The organism is Thauera aminoaromatica S2 (genome assembly GCF_000310185.1).
GTDB lineage: Bacteria > Pseudomonadota > Gammaproteobacteria > Burkholderiales > Rhodocyclaceae > Thauera > Thauera aminoaromatica.
On the sequence record NZ_AMXD01000017.1, the window covers coordinates 25314 to 44422 of the forward strand.

The window sequence follows — 19109 nt, forward strand, 5'->3', positions numbered from 1 at the left end:
CCATGCTCAAGGATCGCGTCCTCACCGCAATCGCCTTGCTGGTCGGCCTGCTGGCGGCGGTGTTCCTGCTGCCGGCATCGGTCTGGCTCGTGCTCTGCGCAGTCTTGTGCGGTGCGGCGGCGTGGGAGTGGGGCGCGCTCGCCCGCTTCGAGCGCGGGTTGCGCGTGTCCACGGCGGTCGCCTTTGCCGCCGCATCCGCGTTCCTGGGTTGGAGCGCGGGGCTGGGCAGCGGCGAGCTCGGCGGTGCTGCGGCCGTGGTGCCGCTCTATGTCTTCAGCGCGTTATTCTGGATCTTCGTCGTGCCGATGTGGCTGCGCGGCAAGTGGGCCTTGTCCAACCCGATGCTGGCTTCGCTGGTCGGCTTCGTCGTGCTCGTGCCGACCGCGCTGGCAATGATGCAGCTGCGCACGATGGGCCCCGGGGTGCTGCTCGGAACCATGGCCGTCGTCTGGGTGGCCGACATCGCCGCCTATTTCAGCGGCCGCGCCTTCGGCCGTCACAAGCTGGCCCCGGCGATCAGCCCGGGCAAGACTTGGGAGGGCGCCGCAGGTGGCGTGCTGGCGGTGCTGGCCTTCGGCTTCGGCGTGCTCGCGATGCGCGGCGCGGAATTCGAGGGCGGCGCGCCGGTGATCGCCGGCGTCCTGCTGGCGTGGACCGCGGTGAGCATCGTCGGCGACCTCTTCGAGTCGCTGCTCAAGCGTCAGGCCGGCCTCAAGGACAGTGGCAACATCCTGCCCGGCCACGGCGGCATCCTCGACCGCATCGACAGCCTGACGTCGACGCTCCCGCTCGTGGCGCTCGGCGCGGTGTGGCTCGCGCGCTGATCCTCCACGGCTTCCGCCGTGCTCCTTCCGCAACGGATTCTCCCCATGCCTGACCCCGCACCGCAGCGCCTGACCGTCCTGGGCGCAACCGGCTCGATCGGCCAAAGCACGCTCGATGTCGTCGCCCGTCACCCCGACCGTTTCGAGGTCTTCGCGCTCAGTGCGCAGCGCCAGGATGACAAGCTGCTCGAGCAGTGCCTGCGTTTTTCGCCGCGCTTCGCGGTGATGGGCGATGCGACCGCTGCCGAACGCCTGCGCGCGGGATTGCGCGCAGCGGGTCGCGACACCGAGGTGCTATGCGGTGAAGAGGCGCTCGAGCGTGTCGCCGCCGCCGACGAGGTGGCCATGGTGATGGCCGCGATCGTAGGCGCGGCCGGCCTGCGCCCGACCCTGGCCGCCGCGCGCGCGGGCAAGAAGGTGCTGCTGGCCAACAAGGAGGCCCTGGTGCTGTCGGGCCGCTTGCTGATCGATGCAGTGGCCGCAAGCGGGGCGGTCCTGCTGCCGATCGACAGCGAGCACAACGCGATCTTCCAGGCCCTGCCCGCCGGCTACGCGCGCGAACCCGCGCGCGCCGGCGTGCGCAGGGTGTTGCTGACGGCCTCCGGCGGCCCCTTCCGCACGGCGCCGATCGATTCGCTCGCGAATGTCACCCCCGAGCAGGCCTGCGCCCATCCCAACTGGGTCATGGGACGCAAGATCTCGGTCGACTCCGCGACCATGATGAACAAGGGCCTGGAGGTCATCGAGGCGCATTGGCTGTTCGGCGCCCCGGCGGACATGATCGAGGTGGTCGTGCATCCGCAGAGCGTGATCCACTCGATGGTCGACTACGCCGACGGCTCGGTGATCGCACAGCTCGGCAACCCCGACATGCGCACCCCGATCGCCAACGCCATGGCCTGGCCCGAGCGCATCGACGCGGGTGTGCGCCCGCTCGACCTGTTCGAGATCGCCCGCCTCGATTTCGAACGTCCGGACTTCGCCCGCTTCCCCTGCCTGAAGCTGGCCTTCGACGCGCTGCGCGCCGGCGGCACGGCGCCCGCCGTGCTCAACGCCGCCAACGAGGAGGCGGTCGCCGCCTTCCTCGACCATCGCATCGGCTTCCTCGACATCGCCGCCGTGATCGCAGCGAGCCTGGAACGCAGCCGGCCGGGCGCGGTCGATTCGCTGGAGGCGGTTTTGGCCGCCGACGCGCACGCCCGCGAACTCGCGCGGGACGAGATCTCCCGACTTCGCCGCGACCGATGACTCTCTTCGATTACCTGGTTCCCTTCGCGCTTGCCCTCGGCCTGCTCATCCTCGTCCACGAACTCGGCCACTACCTCGTGGCACGTTGGTGCGGGGTCAAGGTGCTGCGCTTCTCGATCGGCTTCGGCAAGCCGCTGCTGCGCCATACCGCCGGCAGCGACGGCACCGAATGGGTGCTCGCCGCGTTCCCGCTCGGCGGCTACGTCAAGATGCTCGACGAGCGCGAGGCGCCCGTAGCGGCACCCGAGCTGCACCGCGCCTTCAACCGCCAGAGCGTGTATCGGCGTTTCGCGATCGTCGCCGCCGGGCCGCTCGCCAACTTCCTGCTCGCGATCGCCCTCTACTGGGGCCTCTTTGTCGGCGGCACCGAGGAACTCAAGCCTCGCGTGGCGTTGTCCGACACGCCGGCGATCGCGCAGGCGGCGGGGGTGCGCGAGGGCGACCTCGTGATCGCGGTGGACGAGGAGCCCGTGCGCAGCTGGCAGGACCTGCGCTGGGTGCTGCTGCGCCACGCGCTCGACAACCGCGAGGTGGTGCTGCGCGTACGCACCCTGGAGGACGTCGATGCCTTCCGCCGCATGGATCTCTCGGGCGTGGCGATCGACGAGGGCAACACCGACCTGATCGCGCGCCTCGGCCTGCGCCCCTGGCGTCCGGCGCTTCCGGCGGTGATCGGCAGGATCGCGGATGGCAGCGCTGCCGAACGTGCGGGACTGCAGGTCGGGGATCGCGTGCTGGCGATCTCGGGCACGGCGGTCGCGGCCTGGGCCGACCTCGTGCGCCTGGTGCGCGAGGCGCCCGGACGCGCGCTCGACTTCGAGATCGACCGTGCGGGCGGGGTGGTAGGGCTTGTGGTGACCCCGGACGCGGCCGAGGAGGGCGGGGCGCGGATCGGCCGCATCGGCGTGGGGGTGGGCGAAGCCGCGACGGGCGGCATCGAGATGTTCGGCGAGATCCGCTACGGTGTGCTCGAAGGCCTCGCGCGCGCGGTTCGGCAGACCTGGGAGACCAGCGTGCTGAGCCTGAAGATGATCGGCCGCATGCTCACCGGCGAAGTGTCCTGGAAGAACCTCTCCGGACCGGTCACGATCGCCGACTATGCAGGTCAGACCGCCCAGCTGGGCTTGGCGCACTACCTCAAGTTCGTGGCCTTGATCAGCATCAGCCTGGGGGTCCTGAACCTGCTGCCCATCCCGGTTCTGGATGGGGGGCACTTGTTGTACTATACGGTCGAAATCATCAAGGGCGGTCCGATCCCGGAGCGCATCATGGAGGTCGGTCAGCAGATCGGCCTCGCCCTCCTGGTGATGTTGATGGCATTCGCCTTCTACAACGATCTCAATCGTCTTATTTCCGGCTGAACTCCCGCATGAATCGCAAGCTCCTGCCCGGGCTCCTGGTGGCCCTTTTTGCCGCAGCGCCGGCCCTCGCCTTCGATCCCTTCGTGGTCAAGGACATCCGCGTCGAGGGCATCCAGCGCACCGAGGCGGGCACCGTGTTCAACTACCTGCCGGTCCGCGTCGGCGAGACCTTCACCGAGGCGCAGGCCGCCGATGCGATCCGCGCGCTGTTCGCCACGGGTTTCTTCAGCGACGTTCGCATCGAGACCGAAGGCAACGTCATCGTGGTGGTGGTGGACGAGCGCGCAGCGATCGCCGACATCACCTTCGACGGGGTCAAGGAGTTCGACAAGGACGCGCTCAAGAAGGGCTTGCGCGAGGTCGGCCTCGCCGAATCGCGCATCTTCGATCGCTCGTTGCTCGAGCGCGCGGAGCAGGAACTCAAGCGCCAGTACCTCTCGCGCGGCAAGTACGCGGCCACGGTCACGACGACCGTCACGCCGCTCGAACGCAACCGTGTCGGCATCAACTTCAAGGTGGACGAGGGGGGCGTGGCCAAGATCCGCCAGATCCGCATCGTCGGCGCGAGGGCTTTCGAAGAAGAAGATCTCCTCGACGAGATGCAGCTCACCACGCCCGGCTGGTTGACCTGGTACACCAAGAACGACCAGTACTCCCGCCAGAAGCTCTCGGCCGACCTGGAGACCTTGCGCTCCTGGTACCTGAACCAGGGCTACCTCGACTTCAACATCGACTCCACCCAGGTCTCGATCACACCGGACAAGCAGGACATCTACATCACGGTGAACATCACCGAGGGCGAGAAGTACACCGTCACCGGCGTGCGCTTCACCGGCGACCTGATCCTTCCCGAGGCCGAATACCAGGCGCTGACGAAGATCCGACCGGGCGAAACCTTCTCGCGCGAACGCCTGACGGAGACCACCAAGGCGATCACCGACCGCCTTGGCAACGAGGGTTATGCCTTCGCCAACGTCAATGCCGCGCCGGAAGTCGACAAGGTCAAGCGCGAGGTGGCCTTCACCGTATTCGTCGATCCGGGTCGGCGGGTTTATGTGCGCCGCATCAACGTCGGCGGCAACACCAAGACGCGCGATGAGGTGGTGCGCCGCGAGATGCGCCAGATGGAAGGGGGCTGGTACGACGCGGCGGCGATCAACCGCTCGCGTACGCGCATCGACCGCCTCGGCTTCTTCGACGAGGTGACCGTCGAGACGCCGGCGATACCGGGCACGACCGACCAGGTCGACGTGAACTTCACCGTCAAGGAACGCCCGACCGGAAACCTGATGCTCGGCGCCGGTTTCTCCAGCTCCGAGAACATCGTGCTGTCGGCGTCGATCTCGCAGCAGAACCTGTTCGGCAGCGGCAACGCCCTGACGCTCGGCCTCAACACCAGTCAGTCCAGCCGCACGCTCGCGCTGTCCTTCACCAACCCCTACTACACGGTGGACGGCATCAGCCTGGGTTGGGACCTGTACCACCGCACCTACGACGCCGACGAACTCGACTCGGTGTCGCCGTACAAGACCGTCTCGACCGGCGCCGGCATTCGGCTCGGCTGGCCGATCGCGGAAGACGACCACGTTAACTTCGGGCTCACCGCCGACCGCACCGAGATCACCACGTACAACGCGAGTCCGCTGCTCTACAAGGATTTCTGCAAGGAAAACGGCCTCGACAACCCCAGCGGCGTCGGCGACTGCACGGTTGACAGCCTGCTGTTGACCGTCGGCTGGTCGCGCGACGGTCGCGACAGCTTCACCTATCCCCGCAGCGGCGTGTATCAGCGTGTCTATGGCGAGGTCACCGTCCCGGTTGGCGATCTGCGTTACGGCAAACTCGGCTACCAGTACCAGCACTGGTTCCCGATCGGAACCGACTACGCCCTGATGCTCAACGCGGACGTCGGCTACGCCAAGGGCTTCGGCGGCAAGGACGTACCCTTCTACAAGAACTACTACGTCGGCGGCATCGGCTCGGTACGCGGCTTCGACCAAGGCTCGGTCGGCCCCAAGTACAAGGATACCGACGGCGACATCAGCTCGACCGGCGGCACCCGCAAGGCCGTCGCCAACGCCGAGTTCTTCTTCCCGATGCCGGGCGCGGGCAAGGACCGTTCCTTCCGCATCTCGGCCTTCCTCGATGCCGGCTACGTCTGGGGCAGGGACGAAGAACCGCTCGGCGGCGGCACTTTCGTGGATCAGAACATCCGTTTCAGCGATCTGCGCTACAGTACCGGCTTGGCATTCTCGTGGAGCTCGCCGATCGGCCCGTTGAAGTTCAGCTTCGGCCATCCGCTCAAGAAGGAAGAGAACGACGAGATCCAGCGGTTCCAGTTCCAGCTCGGCAGCGTGTTCTGAGCTGCGGGCGAAACAGTTTCATCCGGAGGCATAATTGAAAGTCAGTACCCTCTCCCTGGTCGCACTCGCTGTGCTCGGCCTTTCCCAGACCGCGTTCGCCGAAACCAAGATCGGCTTCGTCAATTCCGATCGCGTCATGCGCGAAGCAGCGCCCGCCGTGCGGGCGCAGCAGCGGCTGGAGAAGGAGTTCGAAAAGCGCGACCAGGAGCTGCAGCGCATCGCGCGCGACCTCAAGTCGATGCAGGAAGACCTCGAGCGCAACGGCCCGACCATGGGCGACAGCGACCGTCGCAACAAGGAACGTGCGTTCAACGAGCTCAACCGCGACTTCCAGCGCAAGCAGCGCGAGTTCCGCGAAGACCTGAACCAACGCCGTAACGAGGAACTCGCCTCGGTGCTCGACAAGGCCAACCGCTCGGTCAAGCAGATCGCCGAGCAGGAAAACTACGACATCATCTTCCAGGAAGCGGTGTACGCGAACCCGCGCATCGACATCACCGACAAGGTCATCAAGACCCTGTCCGACGCCAAGTAAGACTGGTCGCCCGATGTTCCGACTGCACGAGCTGGTCGATCGCCTGGGCGGCGAGATCGCGGGAGACGGCGATGTCGCGGTTTCGCGCGTCGGCACGCTGGACAAGGCGGGGGAGGGCGATCTCGCCTTCCTTGCCAACCGCAAGTACCTGTCGCAGGTCGGCGAGTGTGCGGCAAGTGCGCTGATCGTCACGCCCGACCTGCGCGAGGCGCTGGCCGGGCGCAACCTGATCCTGACCGCCGACCCCTACCTGTACTTCGCACGCGTCGCGCAGCTGTTCAATCCGCCCCCCGCGGCGCGTCCCGGTATCCATGCGCTCGCCGCGGTCGCCAGCACCCTGCCGGCCAGCGTGCAGGTGGGACCCGGCGCCTCGATCGAGGAAGACGTGGTGCTCGGCGAGGACGTGGTGATCGGGCCCAACTGCCACGTGGGGCGCGGCACTCGCATCGGGCGCGGCACCCGGCTCTATGCCAACGTCAGCATCTACCACGACTGCGTGATCGGCGAGGACTGCATCCTGCATTCGGGCGTGGTCATCGGCGCAGACGGCTTCGGCTTCGCGCGCGAGAAGTCCGGCGCCTGGGTCAAGATCCCGCAGACCGGCCGTGTGGTCCTCGGCAACGACGTCGAGATCGGCGCCAACACGACGGTGGACCGCGGTGCGCTCGACGACACCGTGATCGGCGATGGCGTCAAGCTCGACAACCTCATCCAGATCGCGCACAACGTGCGCGTGGGCGAGCACACGATCATGGCCGGCTGCGCCGGGGTCGCGGGCAGCGCCCGGATCGGCGCGCGCTGCATGATCGGCGGCCAGGCCGGCATCTCCGGACACCTGAGCATCGCCGACGACGTCGTGGTGTCGGCGTGGACCCTGGTCGCCAAGTCGATCGCCAAACCGGGCGTCTACACCGGCAACCTGCCGCTGCAGACGCATGGCGACTGGGTGAAGAACTTCTCCCACCTGCGCCACCTCGACGCGCTCGCCAGGCGCGTCCGCCAACTCGAACAAAACAGCGACGGTCCCGACGACCGCTCGCAGGGCTGAGCCATCATGGACATCAAGGAAATCCTGCAGTACCTGCCGCACCGCTATCCCTTCCTGCTCGTCGATCGCATGCTGGAGATCGAACCGGGCGTGCGTGCGCGCGGGCTGAAGAACGTGACCATGAACGAGCCCTTCTTTCCGGGGCACTTCCCGCACCACCCGGTGATGCCGGGCGTGCTGATCATCGAGGCCATGGCCCAGGCTGCGGCGCTGCTGTCGTTCAAGAGCACCGGCGTGAAGCCCGACGACAACTCGGTGGTGTACTTCGCGGGCATCGACAACGCGCGCTTCAAGCGTCCGGTGGTGCCGGGCGACCAACTGATCTTCGACGTCGAGATCACCCACGCCAAGCGCAACATCTACAAGTACAAGGCACGTGCCAGCGTCGACGGCGAGCTCGCCGCCGAAGCCGAGCTGATGTGCGCGATCAAGACGCTATGATTCACCCGACCGCCATCGTCCATCCGGGTGCGAAGCTCGGCGCCAACGTCAGCGTCGGGGCCTATTCGCTGATCGGCGAGAACGTCGAGATCGGCGACGGCACGCGCATCGGCCCGCACGTCGTGGTCGAGGGCCACACCCGCATCGGCCGCGACAACGAGATCTTCCAGTTCTGTTCGATCGGCGCCAGCCCGCAAGACAAGAAGTACGACGCCGAGCCCACCCGGCTCGAGATCGGCGACCGCAACACGATCCGCGAATTTTGCTCGTTCAACGTCGGCACCAGCCAGGACGCGCACGTCACCCGCGTCGGCAACGACAACTGGATCATGGCCTACGTGCACATCGCGCACGACTGCCAGGTCGGCGACCACACCATCTTCGCCAACAACGCCACGCTCGCCGGCCATGTCCATGTGGGCGACTGGGCGATCCTCGGCGGCTTCACCGGGGTGCATCAGTTCTGCCGCGTCGGCGCGCACAGCTTCTGCGGTGTCGGTACCGTGCTGCTGCAGGATCTGCCGCCCTTCGTGACCGTGGCGGGCAACCCGGCCAAACCGCACGGCATCAACAGCGAAGGCCTCAAGCGCCGCGGCTACAGTGCCGAGGGCATCGCCGCGATCAAACGCGCCTACCGCGCGCTCTACCGCAGCGGCCTCACGCTCGACGAGGCGCGCCAGCGCGTCGCCGAGATCGCCGCCGGGCAGGCCGAGGCCGCGCCCTTCGCCGCCTTCATCGCGGACTCCGGTCGCGGCATCGTGCGCTGAGCATGATCCGCTGCACGGCGCGGGCCGCGTCTCGAACGGCATGAAGATCCGCATCGCCATGGTCGCCGGGGAGACCTCCGGCGACCTGCTCGCGAGCCACCTGATCCGAGCGCTCCGCCGCCATCTGCCCGACGCGGAGTTCTTCGGCATCGGCGGGCCGAAGATGCAGGCCGAAGGCTTCGACGTGCGCTGGCCCTGCGAGCTGCTCGCGGTGCATGGCTACGTCGACGCGCTCAAGCGCTACCGCGAGCTCTCCGGCATCCGCCGCGCGCTGCTCGCGCAGATCCGCGCCGAGCGCCCCGATGCCTTCATCGGCGTGGATGCGCCCGATTTCAACCTGTGGCTCGAAGGCAAGGTGCGCGACGCCGGCATCCCGGCGATCCATTTCGTCGGCCCGTCGATCTGGGCCTGGCGGGGCGGGCGGATCAAGCGCATCGCGCGCTCGGTGTCGCACATGCTGTGCCTCTTCCCCTTCGAGCCCGAGCTCTACGAGCGTGCCGGCGTGCCGGTGAGCTATGTCGGCCACCCGCTCGCCGACGAATTTCCGCTCGAGCCCGACCGCGCCGCTGCGCGCGAACGCCTCGGCATTCCTCTCGAGCGCGGCGTGGTGGCGATGCTGCCGGGGAGCCGGCAGTCCGAAGTGCGCAACCTGGCCGACATCTTCATCGGCACCGCGAAGACTTTGCACGAACGCGATCCGGAGCGCCTCTTCCTGGTCCCGCTGGCCACCCGCGAGACGCGCCAGATCTTCGAGGAGGCGCTGCACCGCAACGATGCGGGCGGGCTGCCGATCCGCATGCTGTTCGGTCACGCCGTCGAGGCGATGACCGCAGCCGACGTGGTGCTGGTGGCGAGTGGAACGGCAAGCCTGGAGGCGGCGCTGCTCAAGCGCCCGATGGTGATCACCTACCGCATCGGCAAGTGGCAGTACCGCCTCATGAAACGAATGGCCTACCTGCCCTGGGTGGGCCTGCCCAACATCCTGTGCGGCGAGACCGTGGTGCCGGAGCTTCTCCAGGACGAGGCCGACCCGGAACACCTTGCCGCCGCGATCGACGACTGGTTCGCCGACGATGCGCGGCGCGCGGCGGTCGCGGCGCGCTTCTCCGACCTGCATCGCACCCTCCGGCAGGACACCGCGCGGCGCGCCGCGGAGGCGATCCTGCCCTACCTCGACAAGGCGGGACCAAAGGCATGAACGCCGAGCTGTTCGATCCCGGACTGCCGTCCTCCAGCCTGATCTGCGGGGTCGACGAGGCTGGCCGCGGGCCGCTGTGCGGGCCAGTGGTCGCCGCTGCGGTGATCCTCGATCCCGCACGCCCGATCGAAGGCCTGGCCGACTCCAAGAAGCTGAGCGAGGCCGCGCGCGAGCGCCTCGCACCGCTGATCCGCGCTCGCGCGCTGGCCTGGGCGGTGGCCGAGGCGAGCGTCGAGGAGATCGACCGCCTCAACATCCTGCACGCCACCATGCTGGCCATGCAGCGCGCGGTGATGGCGCTCGGGATCGCGCCGGCCGAGGTGCGCATCGACGGCAACCGCTGCCCCAAGCTGCCCTATCCGGCGCGGGCGATCGTCAAGGGCGACGCCACCGAGCCATCGATCTCGGCGGCCTCCATCCTCGCCAAGACCGCACGCGATGCGGCCATGCGCGAGCTCGACGCGCAGTGGCCGCAGTACGGGCTGGCCGCTCACAAGGGCTACCCGACCGCCGCCCACCTTGCGGCGCTCGCGGCGCACGGCGTGCAGGCCTTCCACCGGCGCAGCTTCGCGCCGGTGAAGAAGCTGCTCGAGCGCCGGGATGAGTGAGCCGCAGCTCAAGGCGCTGGCATCGCGTGACAACGCCTTCGTCAAGCGCCTGCATGCGCTCGCGCACTCGGCACGCGACCGCCGCAAGCTCGACGAGACCGTGCTCGACGGCGCCCACCTGGTCGAATCCGCGCTCGCGGCGGGCGTGGCCTTGCGCGCGCTGGTGGTGTCGGAATCCGGCCTGCTGCGCGAGGAGCACCGCCGCCTGCTCGCGGCGGCGCCGGCAGAGGTGCCGCGCTACCGCCTGGGCGATGCCTTGTTCGCGCATGTCAGCCCGGTCGACAGCCCCGCCGGCTTGCTGGCCACCATCGCCATGCCGGCGAGCACGCCGAGCGCCCCGGGCGACGCCAGCCTGATCGTGGTCGACGGCGTGCAGGACCCCGGCAACCTCGGCAGCCTGCTGCGCACCGCGGCCGCGGCCGGCATCCGCCACGCGCTGCTCGGTGAGGGCTGCGCGCAGGCCTGGTCGCCGCGCGCGCTGCGTGCCGGCATGGGCGCGCAGTTCCTTGTCCGGATCGAGGAGGGCTGCGAACTGCTCGCCCGACTGGAGAGCTACCCGGGTCTGTGCCTGGCCACTGCCCTGCGCGAGGACGCCCACCAGCTCTACGAGCTCGACCTGCGCGGCCCGGTGGCCTGGCTTTTCGGGGCGGAAGGGCAGGGACTTTCCCCGGCCCTGCTGGCGCGTGCCGACGGCTGCGTGATCATCCCGATGGCGGCCGGCATCGAATCCCTCAACGTCGCCGCGGCCGCGGCGGTCTGTCTGTTCGAGCAGGCGCGTCAGCTCCGCGCCACGGGGACGATCCGAGGCGTGAATTTTCCTTCTTGACTCGGGCGCAGGCTTGCTTCCATGCTTTCCGCATTCCAAGCGGGGCACGGCGGACGCCGCGACAGACCCCGAGGACGAGACCAGGGGTGGTAGCGCCCCGCGAGGAGGATGATGGAAAAGTACGCCAAGACACCCAAGGGACAGGACGAGATCGCGCATCGCACGCACGGCCTCGGGCTGCGCGCCCGCCGCCTGCTGATCCTGGTCGATGGACAGCGCAGCGTCGAGGATCTGTGTGCCCTTACCGGCGACGCGAAGATTGCGGCTGCGCTCGGAGAACTCGCCGACGCAGGGTTCATCGCGCCTAGCGCCGGGATGACCGACCCGCCCGAAGCCAGCATACGCGAAGGACAGCCGGCGGCAGGCGCGGCGCCGGTCGCGCGGGCGCACACCGGCCACACCGCCAGCCTGCCGCTCGCGCGCGACTTCATGATCAACACCCTGCGCACCTTCCACGGCCCCTACGGCAAGCTCGGCCTGGTCAAGCGTGTCCATGCGACCCGGAGCAGCAGCGAACTGCGCGCGCTGATCGCCGAATGGAAGGAGTCGATCGACGAGTCACGCCTCGGCCGCAAGCGGGCGGACGAGCTGCTCGCGCTGCTGGAGGAGGTGCTGCCGGGCTGAAGGCGGTGTTGCGGGGCGATTCGCGTTAACATCCGGCCATCCGGCTCCGCGCCGACACAGCGAACAGAAGGCATGATCCTCGTCATCTCCCCCGCCAAGGCGCTCGACTACGAGACGCCGATCACCGTCTCCACCTACACCCGGCCCGACTTCCTCGACGATTCCGCAGCGCTGATCGAGGTACTGCGCGAGAAATCGCCCGCCGAGATCGCCGAGCTGATGTCGCTCTCGGATCCACTCTCCACGCTCAACGTGGCGCGCTACGCGAGCTGGTCGCGCCCATTCAGCCCCGACAATGCACGGCAGGCTCTGCTGGCCTTCAACGGCGACGTCTACGAGGGACTCGATGCGAGGAGCCTGACCGCGGACGAACTTGGCTGGGCGCAGGACCACCTGCGCATCCTCTCCGGCCTCTACGGCGTGCTGCGCCCGCTCGACCTGATGCAGGCCTACCGCCTGGAGATGGGCACCCGGCTGGCCAACCCGCGCGGCAAGAACCTCTACGAGTTCTGGGGCGAGCGCATCACCGACGCGCTCAACGGCCTGCTCGCGCGCGAGGAAGACGCCGGGCGCGAGCGTGTGCTGCTGAACCTCGCCTCCGACGAGTACTTCAAGTCGGTCAAGCCCAAGAAGCTGAAGGGGCGCATCGTCACCCCGGTGTTCGAGGACTGGAAGGGCGGGCGCTACAAGATCATCAGCTTCTACGCCAAGCGCGCGCGCGGGCTGATGAGCCGTTACGTCATCACGAACCGCATCGACGAGGTCGACGCGCTGCAGGGCTTCGACGCCGAGGGCTACGCCTTCGCCGCCGACGCGTCCGATGCCGATACCCTGGTCTTCCGCCGTCGCGAGGAGTGAACGTGCTGAAGATCAGCTCCAGCTTCGACTCCGGCGCGATCGAGGTCGTGCGCCTCGACGATCCGGCCGACATCCGCCTGCGCCTGCGCAAGGACAACGCCGCCGACTTCCACCAGTGGTTCCACTTCCGCCTGATGGGCGCGGCCGGCAAGCCGGTGCGCATGGTGTTCGAGAACGCCGCGGGCGCGGCCTATCCGGACGGATGGCGGGACTACCGCTGCGTCGCCTCCTACGACCGCCAGAACTGGTTCCGCATCGCCGGCACGCGCTACGAGGACGGGCAGCTGATCGTCGAGCACACGCCCGAGCGCGACAGCCTCTACTACGCCTACTTCGAGCCCTATTCGCACGAGCGTCACCTCGACCTGCTCGCGCGCGTCGAGCTCTCGCCCCACGCCCGCGTGCGCAACCTCGGCAGTACGGTGGATGGGCGGGACCTCGACGTGGTGACGGTCGGGCGCGACGCGCCGGGACGGGTGCCGGTGTGGATCATCGCGCGCCAGCATCCCGGCGAGACCATGGCGGAATGGTTCGTCGAGGGCCTCCTCGAGCGCCTGCTCGACAATGCCGACCCGGTCGCGCGCAAGGTGCGCGAGCACGCCGTGCTGCACATCGTGCCGAACATGAACCCGGACGGCGCGGTGCGCGGCAACCTGCGCACCAACGCCGCCGGGCGCAACCTCAACCGCGAATGGCGCGCGCCCGACCCCGTCGCCAGCCCCGAGGTCTTCCTGGTGCGCGCGGAAATGGAGCGCACCGGCTGCGCGCTCTTCCTCGACATCCACGGCGACGAGTCGCTGCCCTACGTGTTCTTCTCCACCGCCGAGGAGGTGCCTGGCTTCACCGCCGCGGCGGCGGCCGCGCAGGCGCGCTTCGTCGAGACCCTCCTCATGGTCAGCCCCGACTTCCAGACGCAGGAGGGCTACAAGCCCGGCCGCTTCGGCGAGGAACTGCTGACGCTGGCGAGCAAGTGGGTCGCCAACCAGTTCGGCTGCGTGTCGCTGACCCTGGAGATGCCGTTCAAGGACAACATCATCCTGCCCGACGGCCACGTCGGTTGGAACGGTGCGCGCAGCAAGCGCCTGGGCGCGGCCATGCTCGATCCGATCCTGCGCCACCTGCGTGAGGGCGGCGAAGGCTGATCGGGAGGGGAGGCGGTGGCGAGTGGACGTGGCGGCGACGTGCAGCTGCGTCCCCGCTTCACGGCCGCGAGGCCGCGGCCGGATTCACCGAGCGGATCAGGCCTTGTGCCCGATCTCGGCGAGGATCGCGGTCGCGCAGGCCACACCCGAGCGCACCGCGGATTCCAGCGTCGCGGGGTAGTCCGAATCCAGGTAATCGCCGGCCAGCCACAGTCCGGGCAGCGGGGTGCGGATGCCGGGGCGGAAGACGCCTGGCCGACACGCGAAAGTGGCGCGCTTTTCGACGATGACCTGCGACCACTCCGGGGCTGGCAGACGGCGACCGAGCTGGCGTTCGAGCTGGGCGTGCACCGCGAGGACGAGCTCGTCGCGCGCGAGCGCCTCGTGCGGGCCGTGGGCGCTGATCACGCACGAGAAGAGGCCCTCCGGCCCGCCGAGCTGGCCGCGGTCGAAGACCCACTGCGCCGGCCCGGCGGTGCTGCCCGAGGCCAGGCCGATCATCGGCTCGGGGAGCTGCTGGCCGCGTCCGAGGGCGAGATAGACGGACACGATCGGCTCGTGCTCGAGCGCGTCGATCTGCGCCACCAGGCGCTCGCAACCGCCGACGGAGGCGAGCAGCGCTCCGGCATGGTAGGGCGCGGTGGCCACCACCACGTGAGGCCAGGGGTGGCTGCCGGGGTCGCCGTCGAGGCGGTAGCCGCCGGCCACCCGTTCGACGGCCTCGATCGCGTTGCCGGTGCGCAGCCTGCCGCGGCGCACACCGATGTAGCGCGCCGCCGGCACCGGGAAGAGCTCGGACAGGTCGGTGCGCGGCAGCAGCAGCTCGCTGGCGGCGGCACCCGCACCGAGGCTGTCGCGCAGCACGTTCGCGAAGACCTGGGCCGAGGCCGCGGCGGCCGGGGTGTTGAGCGCCGCCACGCACAGCGGCTCCCAGATCAGCTGGCACAGGGTCGGAGTCTGGCGGGTCTCGGCGAGCAGGGCGTCGACCGTCATCCCCGGATCGGCCAGGCGGAAGCCGCGTCGCTTCAACCAGAGCATGAGGCGCAGCATCGCCAGGCGGTCGGCCCAGTGCAGCCCCTGCGCACGCAGCAACCCCACGGCGAGGTGGAAAGGCGCCGGCAGGGACGCGGCCTTCAGGTGCAGGCGGCCGGGGACGTGCAGGGTCAGCGGCAGGTGGGCGAGCTGCTTGGGCGACACGCCGGTGAGGCGCAGCAGGCGGGTAAGCTCGCTGTAGGCGCCGATCAGGATGTGCTGGCCGTTGTCCACCCGCCAGTGGTGGTCCTTGTGCACCACGCGGGCGCGTCCGCCCATGGTGTGCGAGCGTTCGAACACGGTGACATGCACCCCGGCGCGGGCCAGCTCGACCCCGCAGGCGAGCCCGGCGTAGCCCGCGCCGATGATGGCGACGACCGGCACGCTCATGGCCGGAGGTTCCGGCTGCCGTGCCAGCTCGGTCCCGCGCGCTGGGTGCGCTTCCCTGCGGGCGTGCTCATGCGCGGAACCAGGTCGTGCCCGCGAGCCACACCTTGCGCAGCGGGGTCAGGGAGGTGCGGCGGTCGAGCACCAGGAAACCGTCGCGCGCGATTTCGCGCAGCAGGGTGCGGTAGATCGCCGCCATCACCAGGCCGGGGCGCTGCGCCTTGCGGTCGATCGCGGGCAACTGGGCGAAGGCCTGGTCGTAGAACTTCTCCGCGCGCTCGGCCTGGAAGGCCATGAGCTCGCGGAAGGCGTCGGAGTAGCGCGCCTCGAGGAGATCCTTGGCGGGCACGTTGAAGCGCTGCAGGTCCTCGATCGGCAGGTAGATGCGCCCGCGGCGGGCGTCCTCGCCGACGTCGCGGATGATGTTGGTGAGCTGGAAGGCCAGCCCGAGGTCGTGCGCATACTTGAGCGTCTGGCGGTCCTGGTAGCCGAAGATCTCGGCAGCGAGCAGGCCGACGACGCTGGCGACGCGGTAGCAGTAGAGCTGCAGGCCCTTGAAGTCGAGGTAGCGCGTCTGCGACAGGTCCATCGCCATGCCGTCGATGATCTCGAGCAGCTGCTCCTGCGGCAGGCGGAAGCCCTTCAGCACGTCCTTGAGCGCATGTCCGACAGGGTGGGTGGGCAGGCCGCCGTAGATGCGCCCGACCTCCTGGCGCCACCACTCGAGCTTGGTCTGCGCGAGCGAGAGGTCGTGGCATTCGTCGACCACGTCGTCCACCTCGCGGCAGAAAGCGTACAGGGCGGTGATCGCCTGGCGGCGCTCGGCGGGCAGGAACATGAAGCTGTAGTAGAAGCTCGAGCCGCTCTTGGCGGCCTTGTCCTGGCAGTAGTCGTGTGGATTCATCCGAGTTTTCCGTAATTCAGCGCGCGCCAGCCCAGGCGCGCCCAGTCGCCGCGACCAAGCGCGGGGCGGTGGTGGAAGACATCGTAGCCGACCGCCTCGATCCCTTCGAGAATGCGCAGCCCGCCCAGCACGACCAGTCGCAACTCCCAGCCGACGCGCCCGCGCAGGGTACGGGCGAGCGGGGCGCCGTCGAGCATCATCGTGCGAGCACGCCGCACCTCGAAGGCCATCAGCGCGCGCCAGTCCTCGCCCGGGCTGCGTTCGCCGCGGGCGAGCGCGTCGAGCGCGGGCTCGTCGAGGCCAAAGCGGGCGAGATCGTCGAGCGGCAGGTAGATGCGCCGCTTTTCCCAGTCGACCGCGACGTCCTGCCAGAAGTTGATCAGCTGCAGGGCGGTGCAGATCGCGTCCGAGCGGCGCAGGTTCTCCGCGTCCGCCGCGCCATACAGATGCAGCATCAGGCGCCCCACCGGGTCGGCCGAGCGCCGGCAGTAGTCGCGCAGCTCTGCGAAGTCGGCGTAGCGCGTCTTGCCGACGTCCTGCATGAAGGCGTCGAGCAGGTCGCGGAAAGGCTGCAGCGGCAGCGCATGGGTATGTATCGCACGGCCGAGGCGGGCGAACATCGGCGCCAGCGTCGCGTCGGCCACCGGCCGGCCCTGCGCGCAGGCCTCGAGCCCGAGCTGGTAGTCGTGCAGGCGCGCCAACCGCGCCACCGCGGGCGCGTCGCCCTCGTCGGCGACGTCGTCGGCCCCGCGCGCGAAGGCGTAGATCGCCTCCACCGGCTCGCGCAGGCGGGCCGGCAACAGCAGTGAGGCGACAGGGAAGTTCTCGTAGTGCTCGACCGGCATCGGGGCAAAGGAGCGGCGGGATCCGCAGGGTGCCGCAGTATATCCGCACGCCCCGTGGAGAAGCGGCGCAAGCCGCGAACACGGCGGTTCGCCAATGGGGGCTTCGCAATCTCCACCGCCGCATTCGCGCCTTGCGGCGCTCCTACCGGAGGCATCGCACCGGGAAGCGCATGCAGGAGCGGCGCAAGCCGCGAACCTTTTGCGCAGGGCAATGACACAATGGCGTCCATCATTCCGCTCTCCAGCCCCGTGCCACGAGGCCTTCCGATGCTGCAGCTCGACGACGTCACCCGCATCCTGCCCGGCGCCCCCGCGCGCGTGCTGTTCGAGCGCCTTGCGCTGCGGGTCAAGGCAGGGGAGTGCGTGGCGATCGTCGGCGAGTCGGGCTCGGGCAAGTCGACCCTGCTCAACTGCATCGCCGGCCTGGAACCGATCGACGGCGGCACGATCCGGGTCGGCGAAACACCCATCGAGCGCCTCGACGACGACGCCATGGCGCGCCTGCGCCGTAGTCACTTCGGTTTCGTGTTCCAGGCTTTCCACATCCTGCCCCACCTGAACCTGCTGCAGAACGTGGCGCTCCCCTTGTGGCTGCTCGGCATCGCGGAGGCCGAGGCCGCGCGCCGCGCACAAGAGATGCTCGGCCGCGTCGGGCTGCGCGCGCGCGCGCCGGATCCGCCGCAGCAACTGTCCGGGGGTGAGCTGCAGCGCGTGGCGATCGCGCGCGCGCTGGTACATCGGCCTCACCTGGTGCTGGCGGACGAGCCCACCGGCAACCTCGACCCGGGGCGAGCGAGCGAGGTACTCGACCTGCTGCTCGGCCAGATCCGCGACAGCCGCGCCGCCGGCGTCATGGTCACGCACTCGCGCAGCGCGGCGGCGCGCGCCGACCGCGTGCTGGAACTTCGAGCCGACGGGCTGCATGACGTCACGGGGCATCCGTGAGCGTGCCTCTTCGACGCATCTTCCTGGCCAGCCTGCTGCGCCGCCGCCTGGCGAGCGCCCTGTCGCTGCTGGCGATCGCGCTCGGCGTGGCGCTGGGGCTGGCGGTGCATCTGATCCACGGTGCCGCGCTCGACGAGTTCGGCCGCGGCATGCGCGCGGTGGCGGGCAAGGCCGACCTGCAGGTGGTGGGGCCGCGCGACGGGTTCGACGAGGCCTTGTTCGCCACCCTGGCGCGCCGGCCCGAAGTGGCGGCGGCGAGTCCGGTGCTGGAGATCGAGGCGCGCCTGCCCGGGCGCGAGGAGAGCCTGCGCATTCTCGGCGTGGACCTCTTCCGGGTGCTGCGCGTGCAGCCCGGGCTGATGCCGCTGGCAGAGGGCGGCGGGGACCTGCGCTTCGCGGCACTGCGTCCCGGCGTGGTGTTCCTGAGCGACGACGCCCGGCAGCGCCTTTCCGCGCCGGGGCGCTCCATGGAAGGCGAGGTGCTGCCGCCGGCGCTCGTCGACGCCCGCATCGCGGTGCAGTCGGGCGTGCGCCGCCTGGTGCTCGAGGCGGGTGGGCGGGTGCCTGGCGCAGGCGGCGTGCTCGGCGTCATGGACCTCGGCGCAGCGCAGCAGGCCTTCGCACGCATCGGCGTGTTGAGCCGGATCGACCTGCGCCTGGCCGAGAGCGTTTCCCCGGCGGCGGCGCAGGCGGCCTTGTCCGCCCTGCTGCCACCGGGGATCGCCTTGCGCACACCCGAGGCGGCAGCGGGCGAGCTCGGCTCGCTGTCGCGCGCATACCGGGTGAACCTGACCATGCTGGCGGCGATCGCGCTGCTGACCGGCGGCTTCCTCGTGTTCTCCACGCAGCTGCTGTCGGTGGCGCGGCGGCGGCGCGAGTTCGCGCTGCTGCGCGCGCTCGGTCTGGTGCGCGCCGAGCTGATGCGCGGTCTGCTTGCCGAGGGCGCAACGGTGGGCGTGGTCGGCGGGCTGCTCGGGGTCGTGCTCGGCCACGCCCTCGCGGCGGGCGCCTTCCGCCTGGTGGGGGGCGACCTCGGCGCGGGCTTCTTCCGCGGCGTGGCGCCACAGCTGGCGTTCGACCCCGCGGCGGGCCTGGCTTACCTGCTGCTGGGCGTGGCCGCCGGTGTCGCCGGCACCTGGCTGCCGGCGCGTGC

Annotated in this window: 19 protein-coding genes; 16 read left to right on the forward strand and 3 right to left on the reverse strand. The window is 69.5% G+C overall.

The window, feature by feature from the left end; translation table 11 throughout:
- The first annotated feature begins 2 nt into the window (after positions 1–2).
- The 14 genes from C665_RS04770 (at position 3) to C665_RS04835 (ending at position 13843) form a co-directional block, all read left to right on the forward strand.
- Positions 3–824 carry a phosphatidate cytidylyltransferase gene (locus tag C665_RS04770; RefSeq protein ID WP_004301420.1) on the forward strand — a complete coding sequence of 274 codons (822 nt, stop codon included), beginning with the start codon at positions 3–5 and terminating at the stop codon, positions 822–824.
- Between the two features lie 45 nt (positions 825–869).
- A complete protein-coding gene (gene ispC, locus C665_RS04775) occupies positions 870–2072 on the forward strand; it encodes a 1-deoxy-D-xylulose-5-phosphate reductoisomerase (RefSeq protein WP_004301423.1) in 1203 nt (400 codons plus the stop codon).
- Entirely contained in the window at positions 2069–3433 is a 1365-nt protein-coding gene (gene rseP / locus C665_RS04780; RefSeq protein ID WP_004301425.1) for an RIP metalloprotease RseP, read from the forward strand. The genes ispC and rseP overlap by 4 nt, the downstream gene beginning before the upstream one ends.
- Positions 3434–3441: 8 nt before the next feature.
- Positions 3442–5796, forward strand: coding sequence for an outer membrane protein assembly factor BamA (bamA, locus tag C665_RS04785; protein WP_004301427.1), 2355 nt, complete (start codon positions 3442–3444; stop codon positions 5794–5796).
- 34 nt (positions 5797–5830) lie between these two features.
- On the forward strand, positions 5831–6331 hold the full coding sequence (locus C665_RS04790) for an OmpH/Skp family outer membrane protein (protein WP_004301429.1): 501 nt from the start codon (positions 5831–5833) through the stop codon (positions 6329–6331).
- A 13-nt stretch (positions 6332–6344) separates the two neighbouring features.
- A complete protein-coding gene (gene lpxD / locus C665_RS04795; protein WP_004301431.1) occupies positions 6345–7379 on the forward strand; it encodes a UDP-3-O-(3-hydroxymyristoyl)glucosamine N-acyltransferase in 1035 nt (344 codons plus the stop codon).
- Between the two features lie 6 nt (positions 7380–7385).
- Positions 7386–7820, forward strand: a complete 435-nt coding sequence (gene fabZ, locus C665_RS04800) for a 3-hydroxyacyl-ACP dehydratase FabZ (protein ID WP_004301433.1) — start codon at positions 7386–7388, stop codon at positions 7818–7820.
- A complete protein-coding gene (gene lpxA / locus C665_RS04805; protein WP_004301435.1) occupies positions 7817–8587 on the forward strand; it encodes an acyl-ACP--UDP-N-acetylglucosamine O-acyltransferase in 771 nt (256 codons plus the stop codon). Before fabZ ends, lpxA begins: the two co-directional genes overlap by 4 nt.
- A 40-nt stretch (positions 8588–8627) precedes the next feature.
- Complete coding sequence (gene lpxB, locus C665_RS04810; protein WP_004301437.1) at positions 8628–9785, forward strand: lipid-A-disaccharide synthase; 1158 nt, start codon at positions 8628–8630, stop codon at positions 9783–9785.
- On the forward strand, positions 9782–10393 hold the full coding sequence (gene rnhB, locus C665_RS04815) for a ribonuclease HII (protein WP_004301438.1): 612 nt from the start codon (positions 9782–9784) through the stop codon (positions 10391–10393). The genes lpxB and rnhB overlap by 4 nt, the downstream gene beginning before the upstream one ends.
- Positions 10386–11219: a TrmH family RNA methyltransferase gene (locus tag C665_RS04820; RefSeq protein ID WP_004301440.1), complete on the forward strand. Its 834-nt coding sequence runs from the start codon at positions 10386–10388 to the stop codon at positions 11217–11219. Before rnhB ends, C665_RS04820 begins: the two co-directional genes overlap by 8 nt.
- A gap of 111 nt (positions 11220–11330) precedes the next feature.
- Positions 11331–11843 (forward strand): hypothetical protein, encoded by a 513-nt coding sequence (locus tag C665_RS04825; protein WP_040828584.1) that lies wholly within the window; start codon positions 11331–11333, stop codon positions 11841–11843.
- A gap of 72 nt (positions 11844–11915) precedes the next feature.
- Positions 11916–12701, forward strand: coding sequence for a peroxide stress protein YaaA (gene yaaA, locus C665_RS04830; RefSeq protein ID WP_004301443.1), 786 nt, complete (start codon positions 11916–11918; stop codon positions 12699–12701).
- Positions 12702–12706: 5 nt separating this feature from the next.
- Positions 12707–13843, forward strand: coding sequence for a M14 family metallopeptidase (locus tag C665_RS04835; RefSeq protein WP_040828587.1), 1137 nt, complete (start codon positions 12707–12709; stop codon positions 13841–13843).
- Between the two features lie 96 nt (positions 13844–13939).
- On the opposite strand, the gene hpnE is transcribed toward C665_RS04835, so the two are convergent.
- From hpnE to hpnC, 3 genes are all read right to left on the reverse strand, one after another.
- The gene (gene hpnE / locus C665_RS04840) at positions 13940–15265 is read right to left on the reverse strand and encodes a hydroxysqualene dehydroxylase HpnE (protein WP_004301447.1); all 1326 of its coding nucleotides are present in this window, start codon (positions 15263–15265) and stop codon (positions 13940–13942) included.
- Between the two features lie 67 nt (positions 15266–15332).
- A complete protein-coding gene (hpnD, locus tag C665_RS04845) occupies positions 15333–16166 on the reverse strand; it encodes a presqualene diphosphate synthase HpnD (protein WP_004301450.1) in 834 nt (277 codons plus the stop codon).
- Positions 16163–17011 carry a squalene synthase HpnC gene (hpnC, locus tag C665_RS04850; RefSeq protein WP_004301452.1) on the reverse strand — a complete coding sequence of 283 codons (849 nt, stop codon included), beginning with the start codon at positions 17009–17011 and terminating at the stop codon, positions 16163–16165. Before hpnC ends, hpnD begins: the two co-directional genes overlap by 4 nt.
- Before the next feature lie 267 nt (positions 17012–17278).
- Between hpnC and C665_RS04855 the strand changes: the two genes are divergently transcribed.
- Complete coding sequence (locus tag C665_RS04855; RefSeq protein ID WP_004301454.1) at positions 17279–17956, forward strand: ABC transporter ATP-binding protein; 678 nt, start codon at positions 17279–17281, stop codon at positions 17954–17956.
- The coding region (locus C665_RS04860; RefSeq protein ID WP_004301456.1) for an ABC transporter permease at positions 17953–19109 on the forward strand (1157 nt) is incomplete at its 3' end. The genes C665_RS04855 and C665_RS04860, both read left to right, overlap by 4 nt.